Source organism: Azonexus hydrophilus (assembly GCF_038368255.1).
Taxonomy (GTDB): domain Bacteria; phylum Pseudomonadota; class Gammaproteobacteria; order Burkholderiales; family Rhodocyclaceae; genus Azonexus; species Azonexus hydrophilus.
The window spans coordinates 95402-111031 of sequence record NZ_CP151407.1 but is presented as its reverse complement, the minus strand read 5'-3'; the positions used below and the strand labels follow the sequence as shown (position 1 = coordinate 111031).

Sequence of the window (15630 nt, the reverse complement as noted above, 5' to 3'; positions counted from 1 at the left end):
GATGCGAGAATGCTCAAGTCTCTTCTCTCGCTATTCAGCAATTCGCGGCCTCCAGGACAGGCTGTAGCGCCAAAAGCCGCAGTAGTAGCGGCCGCGCCAGCCCCCAAGGTAAGTATTGGGTTGCCCGTATATCCGCCCGTCGATGGCGGTGTGGAAGTTGCCCCGGTCGATGGTGTCCTGTCCACGCAAACTGAATTGATCCGGAGGCTCCGCTTGTTGGCGGGTGTTGAGGCCTCAGAGTTTGACAGACTCTATATCGGCGTACTTAAAACGCTGGCTTCCTATGTTGACATGCTGCCTGCTTCGTCTGCGGGAACGCACAAGGGGGCAGGCGGATTGTTTCGTCTCTGTCTGGAAATTGCCTTCTATTCCCGTCAGGCCGCCGAGGGGCTGATTTTCGCCGGCCGAGCAGGGGTGGAGATGCGCCGGGAGCTAGAGCCACGGTGGCGATATGCAGCGTTCCTCGCTGGGTTGTGTTGCGAATTGCATCGACCACTCGGTCGAATGGTTGTGGTTACGGCCAGCGGTAATGAGTGGCCAATGCACTCGGTTGGGATTGCAGAATGGATCGAGTCGCAGCACGAAACCCGCTACTTTATTCGTTGGTCTGATGAAGGCCACCCGTTCAGCATGGGGATGTCATCAATCCTCGCTAACAAAATCATCCCCGCCCATGCCATGCAATATTTGCAGGCAGGGGATGCAAAGATTATCCCGGCGATGCTCGAAGCCATTATCGATGATGGTGCGGCTAAGAATAACCCGTTGGCTGACCTGATCGCCCGAATCCGCAAGAAGGTCATTGATCGTGACCTCCTCCTGTCTCCGCACAACTACGGAAAGTTTACGGTGGGGATGCACCTGGAGCCACATCTGGTGGATGCCATGCGTGCGCTGGTGGGTAAGGGCGTCTGGAAGATTAACGAGAAAAAGGCGCGGATCTGGTACGGCAAGGACGGGATGTTCATCGTCTGGCGCACGGCTGCCAAAGAGATGCGAGACGAGTTGTCGAGCGCAAACGTGACGGGCGTCCCCCAAGATGCCGCCACAATTGCAGAAGTTTTGCATAAGGCGGGAATGCTGTTGGCGGACGTAGGCAGCGATATTTATTGGCCGATCAAACCACCTGGCGCGGAAGCTGAATTGATCGCAGTGCGGATCGCTGATCCAGAGTCCATTTTGATCGCCCTTGAAACGCCGCCTGCGCCAATGGATGCCAACCTACTTGTCAGCGGACAAAATCAAACGGTGTCACAGGCTGCTCCGGTCGGCGCGACGGGTGGGGTAGCAGAGGTTGCGGTAGCCACGGTCAATTCGGAGCCTTCTGCCCAGTCTAACGCCGGTGACGCTCCTGTCGAGACGCTGCCGGAACAGCCGCGGAAGGAAGCCGAAGTACCGGTCACCGCACCCGCACCTACCCCGGCGAAGGTGGCGGAAAAACCGGCGGCGGAGCGGGCGCCGGCGAAGCCGCGCCAACCAAAAATCCTGAATCCGGGAGAGAAGCTTCGCGACGGCGAATTGCCAACCGTTGCAGAAGTTACGCCAGGGAGTTTGCCGCCAGAGATTGCGGCAAGGCTTTCCAAACCTGTGCGCAGCGCGCTTGAAATCTTGGTTGAGGACCAGCGTTCAGGTGCATTAGCGGAGTGCGCGGCAATGGTTGCTGAAGGGTTTGCTATCAAAGCCCAACAGTTCGCCATGTACGGCATCGAGGCAACCAAATTCATCGTGGAGTTGCACGGGCAGGAATGGCTTTATTCCGTTGCAAGCAATCCCAGAAGAAAACTGCATCGGGTTTCGATCAATGGAGCGGAGGTAGATGCGGTTGTTTTGAAACGCCAGGCGGCGATTGATATTGGATTCAAATTCTGATGAAAGCTTACGAAAACCTCTTCCGGCCGGCATACGAGGTCATTGGTGCAACCGCATGGACGATGGCCGCTGTAGTCATGGTGTTGGTTGCGGCGCTAACGAGTGTGCCGACCGGGGCGATTTATTACATGGGGGCGGTAGCACTCTTGATGGCTGTGTGGCGCTGGTATGAAACGATTGCGCTGTGGTCGTTCAAGGTGTCGCTTGCCGGCAAGGCATTTTTGTTCATGGCGCCGAGCAAGCTCATTCAGTTGATGCGCCTTGAGCCAAAGAAGAAATGGCTGGGTTACGGCTTCAACTGGGGACCGCAACATACCCAACGTGTGATGGAAATCCGCAAGCGCCCGGTCAGCACCGTGTTGCCCCCGGAATGGTTTCTGAAGCTCAAAAAAATCCGGTTGCTCGATGACATTAAAGGGGCGCCGTGGATTCACGGCGTCGAGCCGAACGAGCAAAGCGTCTATGTGCCGCTGGAGGCCCTGGAAGGCCATGTCCTCGTTTTCGGCACGACCGGCAGCGGCAAGACTCGACTGCTTGAAACGGTGGTTATTCAGTCGGTAATGCGCAAAGAGATTCTGATCATCATCGATCCCAAAGGTGACAAGGAGTTATGCGACATTACGCGCCGCGCATGCGAACTAGCCGGGCGACCTGATGCATTTGTGCAGTTTCATCCCGCCTTTCCATCGAAGTCTGTTCGGATTGATCCACTGAGAAACTGGAACCGTTCGACCGAACTTGCCTCGCGTATTGCGGCGCTGATGATCTCGGAAGACGCCTTCCAGGCCTTCGCGTGGCGAGCAATCAACTTGGTTGCTGATGGCCTGATCTACATTGACCGTGCCCCAACGCTGCGAACGCTCAGAAAGTTCATTGAGGGCGGCCCGGACGAACTGATGGAAATGGTTCTGCGGGAGTTCTTCAATCGCAACGTGCCGCGATGGGAAACGCTTGTCAGTGGTTTCGTGGGCAAAGCGCGGGAAGGAAAGCTGCCGTTGAAGCTGGGGCCGAGCGCCACGCCGGAACTGATGGGGTACATCTACTACTACAAGAAAGAAGTACCTGACGACCAGCGCGATGTCGTGGTGGATGGGTTGCTTTCCATGGTGGAGCACTCACGTGATCACTTGTCGAAAATTCTGGCAAGTCTTGTTCCGCTACTCGTTCAATTGACGGCCGGCGAGCTGGGGCCGTTGCTCTCGCCGGACACGGAAGACATTGACGATCCGCGACCGATCTTCGACACGAAGAAACTGGTCAACGGCCATCACGTCTTGTACTTGGGCCTCGATTCGCTATCAGACGGTACGGTTGGCTCTGCTATTGGATCGATCATCCTGTCCGATCTGACGGCCGTGGCAGGGGATATCTACAACAACGGGACGGGTAAGCCTCAGAAGATACAGTTGATCGTGGATGAAGCGGCCGAGGTGGTGAACAAGCCGCTGATCCAAATTCTGAATAAGGCGCGTGGCGCAGGCTTTGTTACGTGGCTTTTGACGCAGACGCTACCGGACTTCATTGCACGAATGGGTAGCGAACCCGAAGCGCGGCAGATGCTGGGTAACTGTAACAACCTGATTGCGCTACGCACCAAGGACCGTCAGACACAGGACTTCATTTGCGAGACGTTCGGGAAAACGTCAATTACCTCCGTTTCGATTTCCAAGGGGTCGGGAACGACATCTGACGAAATGGGGAATGAATTCAGGGGAAATATCAGTGAGTCGCTTCAAGAAACTGAAGTCGATTTGTTTCCGCCTGAATTACTTGGAATGCTGCCCGACCTCCACTACATCGCATCAGTTGCGGGCGGGCGCTTGATCAAAGGCCGTCTGCCAAAAATTACCGAGGATTGACATGACCCCGGATGCAGTTGTTTTGAATCGCATTTACTCCAACGAGCAAAACTGTGACGAATTTGTTTCCCCAGAACAGTCACTAAAAATCTCGCTGACTCGCATTGAGCGCCGTGGGTTTGCCAAGGCTGTTTTCTTGTGTCGGCCAAATATTGAGGTTGCCGCCAGAAATCTGGCCAAGGTCATCAGCCATCTTTTCCCGTCAGTAAACGAAGAGGGGTTTTTGCTCGATGAAGCATTGAAGGCAGCATGCGAGGCCTATGAGGAAGCTGCTGCGTGCGCAGCTAGTGACGCTGAGAGCATGACGGCATTTTTTAAGGCGATGCTTGAGGTTGTGGTTGAGCAGTTGCCGCAGTGGCGAGTCCATGCAGTCATGCCTAATGGATCGACCATCGCCTGCCCTCCGTGTATTTCCATCTTCGACTGGATCAAGAAACGACAGGCGGAAAGGGTTGTTTACACAAAGCATGGTGTCCGCGTAAGTCAGGAGGAGCGCCAGGCATTACGGATCATGCTGACCTCAGCGCTGTTGTCGTTCGCCGATATTGTGCATCTGCAGCAAGGGCAGGGTAAAACAACATGATGATGTGGAAGCATATCGGCCTGTGGATTGTGGCCTTAATTCTGGCGGCATTTGCCCTCCCCGCATTGATGTCCCAGGAGCAAATCATGGGACATGTAATGAAAGAGTTGGGAATGATCGAGCGGGCAATGGGTAAGGCGTCCACTAAGACGATCATGGAAACCGCTGCCAAGATGTATTCCGAAGCCTTCGTCAAAACGGGGGTGATCCAGGCGACGCAGAAGGTCAGGGTGACAGAAGACGAACAGAGGGGCACGGAGCGGCTTTTTGGTGGGCAGTTGGTGGCGCTCTCGGATTTCACGAATGAATACATCCGCGGGGTCGCCGCAATGTTCTACGCAGCGTCACTTCGGCTCGTCATCATGATGACCTGGATGGCCTACATCTTGCCGTTCGGGATAGCCATCTTCGCGGACGGGTTTGCCCAGCGCAAGGTGAAGCTGGCGACGTTTGGGTATTCAAACCCGCAGATATTCAATGCTGCGCGGCACACCCTTGTAGTCATGCTGATGTTCCCAATTTTCTATCTGATTGTGCCGATTGCCCTGACGCCATTGGTGATCCCGTTCTGGGCCATGGTTGCAACATTGCCGACCATGATTATGGTTCGTCACACACAACGGCTCTCGATCTAAATTAGGTCGTCGATTTGCCCGTTTTAGACGGGCGAATAAGAGATGCCTACTCGATAAAGTAAAAGTATGGATCAACAGACTCGCGACAATGCCCTCAACATGCTGATGAACGCACTGCGCCCAGTGCGTCATCTGATGGATGACGGCCAAGTGCAGGAAATTATGGTCAACGGGCCGGATGATGTCTGGGTTGAAATCGCCAGAAAAGGCATCAGCAAGACGGAAATTCAGTTTTCGTCGCTGGAAATCCGGTCGGTCATTCAGTTGCTTGCGAGCCTGGAAAACAAGCAGGCCCGTGAGCGAGGCAAAGACTCGATCATCGACGCCCGTATGGACGGATATCGTTTTGCTGCGGTGATGAAGCCGACTTCCATGAAGGGGCCGTCGCTTTCAATCCGGAAGCACAACCCAGTGCACCTCTCGCTCGATGACTACGTGAACGATGGGGCGGTCCCCCCGGATATGGCGGAAGTGCTGCGCGAGATAATCGAGGCCAGGAAGAACATCATCGTGGCCGGAGGTACGTCAAGTGGGAAGACCACATTTGTAAATTCCCTGATCGGACAGATCGATGCGGGTGACCGCATCGTGACGATCGAGGATACGCAAGAACTGAAGGTGCTGGTTCCTAACTGGATTTCGTTAATTGCAAACGAGCAGGAAGGTGTCACCACGCGGGATCTTGTGCGGCTATCGCTGCGCTTACGACCCGACCGGATCATTGTCGGCGAAGTGCGGGGCGGAGAAGCGTTCGATCTCCTGGATGCCGCCAACACCGGCCATGACGGGTGTCTGGCAACAATGCATGCGTCCAGCGCGATTGGGGCGCTATCCCGCTTCGAGTCGCTCGTTCTCCGAGCAGGCATCAACTGGCCGCACGAAGCAATCAAAGCTCAGATTGCAGAGACATTCGATTACGTCGTGTTCATGGCGCGAATGAAGGGCGGTAGAAAACTTTCCCAGATCCTTTCTTTGAAAGGGTTCGATTTTTCAACTAAGCAGTACATCACCCACGAAATCTACAGGGTTAATGACCAATAGGAGTCTTGTCACATGAACTACGCAACGCAATATATGGGCGGCACCAACTTCGAGCGCGCCCTGGAGAGAACCCTCATGGTGCTGCCGCTGCTGGCTGCGGTATTGCTCCTGTTAGCCTTTTCGATGGAAGCTGCCCACGCCGCCCTCCCGTGGGAAGGCCCGTTGTGCATGGTGGCGACCTCGCTCAAAGGCCCGGTCGCCAAGTCGATTGCGGTGATCGCCATCGTGATCTGCGGCCTGCTGATGGCCGTGGGAGAAATGAGCGGTATGTTCAAAAGCCTGCTGGGTCTGCTGATGGGCGTGAGCATGGCGCTGCTGGCCACCTCCTGGCTTGGCATTATCGATAGCTCGGCAACGGGTATCTGCTAATAAGCGTGGAAGGCGGGCGCGAAAGCGCCCGTCAAACGATCTCATGAGTAATTCGAACTATGTAGCGCGTGCCACGACGGTTCATAAATCGTTATTGGAAATCCCAACCATTGCTGGTGTGGAAAAAAAGATGGCGATTCTGAACGGAACGCTGGGCGCCGCGTTGGTGATGGGAACGGAGCAGCTTGCCTTTGTCGGGCTAACGGTGGCGCTTCATTTCTTCCTGATGTGGATGACCAAGAAAGACCCCTACACGATCAAAGTGTATGCGCGGTACGCGACATTGGCCGACATCTACGACCCATGGCCGCGAAAAAACCAGAAGCGCAATACGAGACCTGAAGGATTCGGAAAGAACCTCTTATGCTGAACATCAAACAGATTGTGAAGAACTACGAGGACTCGGCTCGCTCTTTCGGCGAGCTGGTTCCGTTCATGGCGCAAATTGCGCCTGACCTGATGGTAAACAAAGATGGCTCCATTCTTGCCTGCTACACGATGGAGGGTGTCGATCAGGAAGGTCTTCCGCAGTCTGAAATCGATCATTACGCAAATCTGGTGGAACACGCTTTCCGTGGGTTTGGCGAGCGCTTTACCGTGTGGTTCACCGTCGATCGGCGGCGGATCACTGAATACCCGAACTCCAAGTTTGAAAACGAGGTCTCGAAATACATCGATGACCTCTGGCGCGAACAGTTTGAACAGTCCGGGCAGTACAAGAACAGTTTGTACCTCTCGGTCCTGTACACGCCGCCAAGTGGGGCCGATGGCTTCATGGAGAAGCTGACCCACTATATCAAGAATGAGTCGATGCCTGTGCTCAAGGCTATTTGGAAGGCCTTTATGGTATCGATCAGCAAGAAGCGGACTTTTGATTTTGACGCTAATCAAATGATGGCGTTTGTCAGTGACATGGAAGAAAAGCTCTCCAGCTTTGAGCAAACGCTGATGGACATAGACCTTCGTCGCATGCGGGGTGATGTCCTCCTGGGCTTCCTCCATCGCCGGGCATCGCCAACCTGTACCCAAGAGCGCGTCAAGATGCCGGAAATCCCGATGTACATGGATTCGTATCTGAACACGGATACGCTCGTATCGCGTGGGGATACCTTGAAGTTCGTTGGGTCGTCGGGGACGCGCCATATTGCCGCGATGTCGCTCAAGGACTGGCCTGACTGGACGATGCCTGGGATTCTGGATGATCTGCTGGCTATTCCGAATGAACTGACGATTTCGCAGGTATTCCGTTTCTCCGACAACCAGAAGGCAAAGGCCCATATCGAGAGCGTCGAGCGCCATCAGCGCTCCATGCAAAAAACGTTCTTCCAGTACATAAAGGAATCCTTCACCAAGGAAGAGACGACAAACGTCAATCAAGGTCGTGTCTTGCTCGCCCAAGACGCCAATGATGCGCTGACTGAAATGACCACGGTCAATCGCTCATACGGCTATTACAACCTGTCTGTTGTCGCGTTTGGCAACACGGAAAACGAAGCCGAGGTTGCGCTTCGCAACGTCAATCAAGTGCTTCAGCGCCGGGGATACCTGACGGTGCGGGAAACCATGCACCTCCTGTCGGCGTTTGCAGGAACCATTCCGGGCCAAGCGGAAGCCCTGGTTCGCTGGTCGTTCGTCTCGTCAGGCAATCTTGCCGATCTGGCCCCTGTGCGGACGTTGGGAATCGGGAAGCGCTTTAACGATTACTTCAAAGATCAGCGAGGCGACGGGAAGGATCAACCGGCGCTGACTGTGCTCTCGACCGAGTTTGCGACGCCTTACTATTTCAACTTCCACCAGGCTGACCTTGCGCATACCTTGGTGGTTGGCCCTAGTCGCACCGGGAAATCGTCGTTCATGAATTTCTTGATTTCCCAGTTCCAGAAATACACACCCTGTAACACCTTCATTTTCGATAAGGACTATTCCTGCAAGATTCCCACCCTGATGCAAGGAGGGACGCATGTGGATATGGGGCTTAACTCGAAAGACACGATTGCCCTGAACCCGATGCGCCTGCTTGGGGTGCCGGAGGCTCGGCCATGGATCAATCACTGGCTGGAAATGTTGCTCTCCGCCAAGGGCCGGGAGTTGAAGTCGGCTGATCTGGATTCCCTGAAGAATGCACTTGATCAACTGGCTTCGCAGCCGGAATCCATGTGGCGCCTGCAATCCTTGACCCCCTTCCTATCCAACGAACTGAAGGAAGAATTGCACCCTTGGGTTTCGACAGGGGCATACGCGAAGTTCTTTGATAACGACCAGGATACGTTCCAAGTCGGCGACAAAACTTGCATCGAAATGGGCGGCCTATTTGCCAATGAAACGGTTGCCGCGTTGTTCATTGATTATGCGTTCTATTGCATTCAGGAAAAACTGGATGGCCGCCCGACGCTGATTTATATCGAAGAAGCGTGGTTCATGTTGGCGAACAAGCAGTTCTCGAAGGGGATCGATAACTGGCTTCGGACCTTGGCGAAGAAAAATGCGTTCCTCATCATGGCGACGCAATCGCTAAATGAAGTCGCCAGGAGCCCGATTTTTGCAACGATCATCGACAACATCCCGAACCGGATCTACTTGCCGAATATCAACGCGATGGCGCATGCCGAGATGTACCAGAACACCTTTGGTCTAAACGAAGAGCAGATTTATCGAATCCGAAACGGAATTCCGAAACGGAATTACTACGTCGTGACACCAAAACTGTCGCGGATGGTTGATGCCCAATTGCCCCCAGAAATTATGGCGATTGTGCGCTCGGATTCAAAGGCGCAGAAGGTGTTTTCCAAGCATTACGAGACGCGGGAAACCGTCGAAGGCTGGCGTGACAACTACATGAATGAGGTATTGGGTTATGCGTAAAATTATTCGGCTTGTAGCGGGGTTCTGGATTGCGTGCACGATCTCGTTCAGTGCTCACGCGCAATATGCTGTGCTTGATATCCCCAACCTGATCCAGTCGATCCAGGGGGTTATGTCCGATCTGGTGCAAGAGGGGATGCTTACCGAGCAGACGATGGTCCAGGCGCAGGAGTACGCCCTACAAATTCAGCAGTATTACGCCAAGCTGCAGGAATTGCAGAACTGGCAGCGCAAGCTCGAAAACGACTACAACCAGATCAAGAGCTTCATTGATGATCCGAAATCCTTGTTGGGATTGCTCGACTCAATTCGCAAGGCGAACGCGATGCGAAAGGAGTATGGGGATAAAGTCAAAGTCCTCTACGGCGACCTCGACAACGCAAAGAACGTCGCTACCACGCTTTACAACAAGTACGCGGCTTCCGGTTTGGACTTCAAGAAATGGTCAGAACGGATGGCTGATGTAAACAAGGCTCGGGGGGAAGGGGACGGTTTTATGACTGAGTATCAGGTGAAAGTCCTGGATCAGGTCAAGGATCGCTACGATGAACTCCAAAAGCTTCAGTCCAAAATCTATTCCACGGATGGTACGCACCAATCCATGCAGTTGTTGAACACGCACATGAATGCGCTGCTTGGAACCATGAACCAGATGCTCGAAGCCAATACAGTGGCGGCCCAGCGCAAGCTGCAGGACGAAGTCATTCAACACGGCAAGGAAAAACAATCTGACGAATCAGCGCAAGCGTTCGACACAAAGATCGATGAAATGCGTACGAAAAATCAGAATGCCATCAACTCGATGATCAACTACAGAAAATGAAACTCCTTGCTAAATACGGCCTTGGGGCGTTGCTGCTGACGCTGACAGCATCGGCATTTGCTGCAGGCGCGGATACGGCAGTCAACGAAGTAATCGAATCTGTTTTCAATAAGGCGGGGAGTATCGTCACAGGTTCGCCGTTTGCTGCAATCGGCGCCGGGCTATTCAAAATCATCCTGGGCATCCTTATTTCGTGGAAGGCCATCAAGATTGTTTTGGATATTTCACCGTTCCAGATGGTGATTGCCGAACTGGTTCAGTTGATTTTATTGGCAGGGATCGCCAGTTTTTTTCTACAGCCCAATACTCAAAAAGAACTGGCGGATGGCTTTACTTCGTTAGCGAATACCGCAATGTCGGCGGCGGGCGGATCGATTGATGTGTCCTCACCAGCAAGTGGCATTATCAATACGATGGGCGTTGGAATGCAGGCCATCGATAATCTTTGGGGGGCGTTGACGCCACAGGAAGCCGAAAAGAAAGGGTTTTTCGATGGGGTGACTGCCTGGTTGAAGACAGCCTGGGACGAAGGGCCTGTCGGCAGCATTCTTTACGGGATCGCCGGCGTCATCTACAAAGGCTTGATAACGATGGCGATTATTGCCTGCACAGGTATTTACATTGCCATCATGATTATGACGCAGATCATGATCAATATTGGGCTGATGCTGGCGCCGCTTTTTGTTCCATGGCTTTTGTGGCCGGCAACCGCCTTCCTTTTCGAAGGCTGGTTACGATTCATGATTACTACGGGTATTCAGAAAATTGTCGGCGCAGTCTTGTTCGGGATGACGGCGGGGATGCTGACGCAGGTTGGCACACTGGCAAATACTGCCGCGGCGACGGCGGAATTCAACGCCTTTGCCTACGCGGCCACTGCAATCATCCTGTTGATTATGGTCACGATGATGGTCAGCGTGAATTCCATCGCAGGCGGGCTGGTTACCGGGATGCCGAGCGTTAGGTTTATGCCGCCGGCCGCAATGATGACTGGAGGTATGTCAAAGGGTGCGAACACGACGGCTGGGAAGATGGCAGGGGGCATTGGAGGAGCCGCGCAAGGCGCAGCAGCAGGGTTTGCTGCAGGGAAAGGCCTGGGTGCTGGTGCAAGAGCTTCTCTGGCTGCGACTGGAGCAAAGTCTGGCGCGAAGGAAGGCTGGACTACCGGAGGGCAGGAAGGCGCCGGCATGATGGCTGCCAGAGGCGCGGGAAGAATAGGGGGGGCTGGGGGCTCGTTGGCAGTAGGCGCAGCCAGATCTGGTACGGGGGCCGCTAAGGCGGGAGTGGCCGCCGCTAAAGCACGCTTTGGCAAGCCGTAAAGGAAAAGTTTATGAATTGGGTCGGATTGAGCGTGCTGAAGCAAAAGTTCCGCGGCATGTCGAGTGAGGAAGAGGCGATTCTTTCTGCTGCGTTGCTTGAGCGGAAGAAAGTTGCTCGCGAATACCGAGGTCAGATTGAAGCGCCTGAATGCACGAATCAATCGATTGCGGCGGCGACAAACTGGGCTATTACGGTGATGTGGCAGGATACGCCGGGAATTCTGGTTCTTGGGATAGCCGGCCTTACCTTCGCAGCAGGAGTTCAGTGTTATGACCTTTGGAAATACGTTGAGGTGATAATCAGTCGTTGAAATGACGTTTTAATTCGGTAGACTTGTTCATAAGGAGTAGCAAAATGAACAAGTCACAAGTCACCTCTATTGCCAAATACGCACTGATTGCGGCGACCTTAGCCGTTGCCAGTGCGTATTTTTATCGGCACTTCCTGCCGTCCATTACCACCGAAGAAGCGCAAGCAGCCTGTCGTGAAATTAACGGCTGCAAGAAGGCGCATACCAGCGTGGGCTATGACAAGGCGGGGCATCGCCCGCTAACGGTGCTGCATGTGGTGATCGACCGCAAAACCGGAGGGCAGGCTGCTGCTTCGGCATTTGAGGCAGCAATCGAGGATATGACGACGCCCCGGAAACTCGCCATGAGCATGGTCGGGGTAGCTCGGTCGATGGAGGTGCGCTATGAATAAGGCTGCTTTCGAAATGACGGTACTGTTTTACCGTCTCGTCTTGACCGGACTCATGTTGTTCTCGCTTTTCGCGTTCCCCTTGTCGCTATTCGTGAGCGTGGTTCCGGGGGAGTCTGGTCACGCCTTCTTCTCTACTTTCCTGCTTCCACCGTGGTTGTTGGCGGTTGCTTTCCTCGCGTTCTGTCAGCTTGCTATTCAGCCCTGGATCGTTTTCCCGAAGTTGGCTACCTACAACCTCGTTATTTGCGGGGCTCTGCTGCTCCGGGTTTGGGCAAATCTCGCCGATTACCCGGAAGTAGTGGCGATGACGGTGATTTGCGCCCTGGTCGTGGTGCTTCAAAAATTCGTTGGCGCAACACCCTACACCCCACCCAAGAAACAGGTGATTGCCAACGTGGCCAAGGAGCAAAAAGAGACGCCCCAGGAAGAACGGGTGAGCCAGGTGGTTGAACCAAGCATTTCCTTCTCCGATGTGGCTGGCATGACTGAGCTGAAGGCAACAATGCTGGACGCGGCCCATGAGGTGATCGGGGCGACGAAGCGCGGAGAAAAGAGCCGCAACGGGATTTTGCTGACGGGTAAGCCCGGTAACGGCAAGACGATGATGGCCGAAGCGCTGGCCGGCGAAGTGGGGCTGCCGTTCATGCCGGTTACCTTTGGCGAGGTGGTTTCCAAGTGGATTGGCGACACGCCAGAACGGGTTAAGCGCGCATTTACGGAAGCAAAAGCTGCCGCGCCCTGCGTACTTTTCCTGGATGAAGTCGATTCGTTGTTGAGCGCACGCAAGGAAACGTCGTCCAACGAGGAAAGCGCGAAGATCGTGAATGTGCTGCTCACAGAGCTTGTCAATATTCGCAAGTCGGGCGTGATTGTCGTTGCCGCGACGAATTTTGTGGATCGCCTTGACCCTGCCGCAATTCGTGAAGGTCGTTTCGACTTCAAGATCGAAGTGCCGCCGCCGGACGCAGAAGCTCGTGCCTATCTCATTAAGTCGAAGGGCAAGGGGCGGATCAGTGATGCCACGGTGGCAATCGCGGTGCGTCGGTGGGAAGGCTTTTCTGTGGCCCGGATCAACGCAGTCATGGAAGAAGCGATCCGCATGCCGAAAACCGCGGCGGGTATCTCGTTCGACCTACTGAAGAAAGCGCTGCGAAAGGTGCAGGGGCGTGCCGGCAAAATGCCAGAAAACACGCCGACGCTCGATAAGTTGGCCATGAGCGACGAAATGGAGAGCAAGCTCACTTCCCTTGCCAATCGGATGGATCGGATTGCTGAAATTGAGGCGATGGGCGGTTCGGTGCCGCGAGGCGTGCTGTTCTACGGGCCTCCGGGAACGGGCAAAACCCTGATGGCCCGTGCTTTGGCGAAAACGGCAGATTGGGCTTTCCTGCCGGTGAGCGGGATGGACCTGATGGCCTCGCCTGAGCGCATCGAGCGATTGATGGATGAAGCCAGCGATCTTCGGCCTTGCATTGTCTTCATTGATGAAGCTGACGACGTTTTCAAGGATCGCCGGTATAGCAACAATCCAGCACTGACGAATAAGCTCCTGGCAATGATGGACGGCGCGGGCGGGCATATTCCGGATGTCCTCTTCATCGCGGCAACCAACCATGCCAATTCTATGGACGAGGCCGCGGTGCGCGGTGGGCGTTTCACCGAGAAGATCGAATTCGGCTTGCCTGATGAAGTCGCAATCGAGAAATTCCTGGAATCTTGGTACATGGATACGCCTGCAGAGTTGTCGGATGATCTTGGGTTCCAAACAATTGCTCATATGCTGCTTGGGCAGCCGATTGCGAACGTCAAGGAAATCATGCAGGCAGCCGTAAATCATGCGATCGACAACCTCCAGCCGGGGGACGATTATGCGACGGTGACCATGATGGACATCCAACGGGCAAAGGATACGGTATGCCCGGCGTAATTGTGGGATCGGCAGGCGAAATGAGTCTGCCGATGCTTTCCTGGCAATTTCATAGGTTTTAGTCAGTGGAAGCAGGTTAGCGCATTGGATTTAATGAGCAGACTTTCGACAGGAGTCTGCGCATGTTCAAGAAGAAGGAAAAAACCCCGCCGGGGGTATCTCCGAGTAAATCTGATCCCGTAGGGAATAGTCCGCAAACAGCTTACGAAAAGGCGCAGCGGGTTTATTTCGAGCGGGTAGGTAGTCCGGTGGTCGAGCGTGACCGCTATTTCATCATTGCGGCACTGTTCGCAATGGCCTTCATCGCAGTGGTGTGGGCGCTGATTAGCATGATGCCGTTAAGCCGTGTCGTCCCGATGGTGGTGTCGGTCGATAAGTACACGGGCGAAGCGACGGCCAAGCCGTTGCCGGTTGAGCGCTTCAAGCCTGACGCGCTGAGTAAGCAGTATTTCGTCGTGAGATGGGTTCGCAACCTAATGGAGATCGACCCGTATACCACTGAGCGGAGCCTATCCGAGGCTTACGAGAACACCCGCGACAAGGCAATTGGCCAATTCACTGATTATCTCGAAGCGACCAAGCCGGTCGTTCGGATGAAAACTGAGCGCGGCCTGACCCGAACCGTCGAAATCAAATCCTATTCCCCGTTGAACGAAAACAGTTCGCTCGTTCGACTTGTGACGGTGGAGCGCAGCCCCGGCAAAGACCCTGTTCGTCGTTTCTACGCGATGACGGTGCACTACGTTATTGCTCCGCCAGCAACCGAGCAGGAGGTAATGAAAAACCCGCTTGGTTTGTTTGTTACCCATTTCTCGATCAATGAGGATCTGACGTGATGTCTTTCCACAAAATTATTGCCGCCGTTGCCGCGGTAGCATGCCTTGCCCTGTCTGGTACGAATGTCGCGTACGCCGAAATCAAACCAATTCCGATGCCATCGGATGCAAGGCTCGTCGAGTTTGCCTTTGACCCCAATGACACCTTTGTTGTCTTGGCAAGGCCGCGATCCGTGACGAACATCGCGTTGCGCGAAGGGGAAGAAATCGTGGCGTTGGCGCTTGGCGACACTTTCCAATGGCAGGTCAAGGACGCACCGGGCCATCTGTTTGTGAAACCGTTGCGGCCGAATATCACGACCTCCGCTACGCTTGTGACCAACGAGCGCACCTACCAGTTCACGCTGCAATCGTCCCCGGAAGACGGCGCATGGTATCAGCGGGTGAGCTTCAATTATCCCGACATGATGGTCCGCGAAGTGGCCAGGCGGCAGGCCAAGCAAAACATGGTGGATGCCGAAAATACGCGACTGGAGCGGCAGGTAGTTAGCCGGGGTGTCGCCATCGAAAAGTTGAACTGGGATTATTCGGTCGATGGAAAAGCCTCGTTCAAGCCAACCCAGGTGTTCGATGACGGGCGCTTTACTTGGGTCAAGATGCCCAAGACGCAAGACATGCCGGCGTTTTTCATGGTCAATGCCAACGGTGACCCGGAGTTGATCAACACCCATCTAAAGGGTGACTACGTGGTTGTTCAACGCTTGGTTGATCGTCTTCTGCTCAAGCTTGGCGAGGATGAAGTGACGGTACGGAGGGCCAAAGGGGGGTTCTCCGACCTGATGAATTTCTTTGGCTCGAAGTAAG

At 54.4% G+C, this 15630-nt stretch carries 15 protein-coding genes; all 15 read left to right on the top strand.

The genetic code is table 11. The features are described from left to right. The first annotated feature begins 9 nt into the window (after window positions 1-9). The 15 genes from mobH (at window position 10) to AADV58_RS17160 (ending at window position 15629) form a co-directional block, all read left to right on the top strand. Window positions 10-1869 carry a MobH family relaxase gene (mobH, locus tag AADV58_RS17230; protein WP_341744811.1) on the top strand — a complete coding sequence of 620 codons (1860 nt, stop codon included), beginning with the start codon at window positions 10-12 and terminating at the stop codon, window positions 1867-1869. Beyond that, on the top strand, window positions 1869-3728 hold the full coding sequence (traD, locus tag AADV58_RS17225; RefSeq protein ID WP_341744810.1) for a conjugative transfer system coupling protein TraD: 1860 nt from the start codon (window positions 1869-1871) through the stop codon (window positions 3726-3728). The genes mobH and traD overlap by 1 nt, the downstream gene beginning before the upstream one ends. Window position 3729: 1 nt before the next feature. After that, the gene (locus tag AADV58_RS17220) at window positions 3730-4311 is read left to right on the top strand and encodes a hypothetical protein (protein ID WP_341744809.1); all 582 of its coding nucleotides are present in this window, start codon (window positions 3730-3732) and stop codon (window positions 4309-4311) included. Next, a complete protein-coding gene (locus tag AADV58_RS17215; protein ID WP_341744808.1) occupies window positions 4308-4946 on the top strand; it encodes a DUF4400 domain-containing protein in 639 nt (212 codons plus the stop codon). Before AADV58_RS17220 ends, AADV58_RS17215 begins: the two co-directional genes overlap by 4 nt. 66 nt (window positions 4947-5012) lie before the next feature. Continuing rightward, on the top strand, window positions 5013-5987 hold the full coding sequence (locus tag AADV58_RS17210) for a CpaF family protein (RefSeq protein WP_341744807.1): 975 nt from the start codon (window positions 5013-5015) through the stop codon (window positions 5985-5987). A 12-nt stretch (window positions 5988-5999) separates the two neighbouring features. Next, window positions 6000-6356 carry a TrbC/VirB2 family protein gene (locus tag AADV58_RS17205; protein WP_341744806.1) on the top strand — a complete coding sequence of 119 codons (357 nt, stop codon included), beginning with the start codon at window positions 6000-6002 and terminating at the stop codon, window positions 6354-6356. Between the two features lie 43 nt (window positions 6357-6399). Further along, the gene (locus tag AADV58_RS17200; RefSeq protein ID WP_341744805.1) at window positions 6400-6726 is read left to right on the top strand and encodes a VirB3 family type IV secretion system protein; all 327 of its coding nucleotides are present in this window, start codon (window positions 6400-6402) and stop codon (window positions 6724-6726) included. Continuing rightward, window positions 6720-9218 carry a hypothetical protein gene (locus AADV58_RS17195; RefSeq protein WP_341744804.1) on the top strand — a complete coding sequence of 833 codons (2499 nt, stop codon included), beginning with the start codon at window positions 6720-6722 and terminating at the stop codon, window positions 9216-9218. The genes AADV58_RS17200 and AADV58_RS17195 overlap by 7 nt, the downstream gene beginning before the upstream one ends. After that, on the top strand, window positions 9211-10041 hold the full coding sequence (locus AADV58_RS17190) for a hypothetical protein (RefSeq protein WP_341744803.1): 831 nt from the start codon (window positions 9211-9213) through the stop codon (window positions 10039-10041). The genes AADV58_RS17195 and AADV58_RS17190 overlap by 8 nt, the downstream gene beginning before the upstream one ends. Next, the gene (locus tag AADV58_RS17185; RefSeq protein WP_341744802.1) at window positions 10038-11360 is read left to right on the top strand and encodes a type IV secretion system protein; all 1323 of its coding nucleotides are present in this window, start codon (window positions 10038-10040) and stop codon (window positions 11358-11360) included. The genes AADV58_RS17190 and AADV58_RS17185 overlap by 4 nt, the downstream gene beginning before the upstream one ends. Window positions 11361-11371: 11 nt before the next feature. Continuing rightward, window positions 11372-11671: a hypothetical protein gene (locus AADV58_RS17180; RefSeq protein ID WP_341744801.1), complete on the top strand. Its 300-nt coding sequence runs from the start codon at window positions 11372-11374 to the stop codon at window positions 11669-11671. A gap of 44 nt (window positions 11672-11715) precedes the next feature. Next, on the top strand, window positions 11716-12063 hold the full coding sequence (locus tag AADV58_RS17175) for a hypothetical protein (RefSeq protein WP_341744800.1): 348 nt from the start codon (window positions 11716-11718) through the stop codon (window positions 12061-12063). After that, complete coding sequence (locus AADV58_RS17170) at window positions 12056-13990, top strand: AAA family ATPase (RefSeq protein ID WP_341744799.1); 1935 nt, start codon at window positions 12056-12058, stop codon at window positions 13988-13990. The genes AADV58_RS17175 and AADV58_RS17170 overlap by 8 nt, the downstream gene beginning before the upstream one ends. Before the next feature lie 122 nt (window positions 13991-14112). Beyond that, window positions 14113-14826, top strand: a complete 714-nt coding sequence (locus AADV58_RS17165) for a type IV secretion system protein (protein WP_341744798.1) — start codon at window positions 14113-14115, stop codon at window positions 14824-14826. Next, entirely contained in the window at window positions 14826-15629 is an 804-nt protein-coding gene (locus tag AADV58_RS17160; protein ID WP_341744797.1) for a TrbG/VirB9 family P-type conjugative transfer protein, read from the top strand. The genes AADV58_RS17165 and AADV58_RS17160 overlap by 1 nt, the downstream gene beginning before the upstream one ends. The last annotated feature ends 1 nt before the right edge of the window (window position 15630 follow it).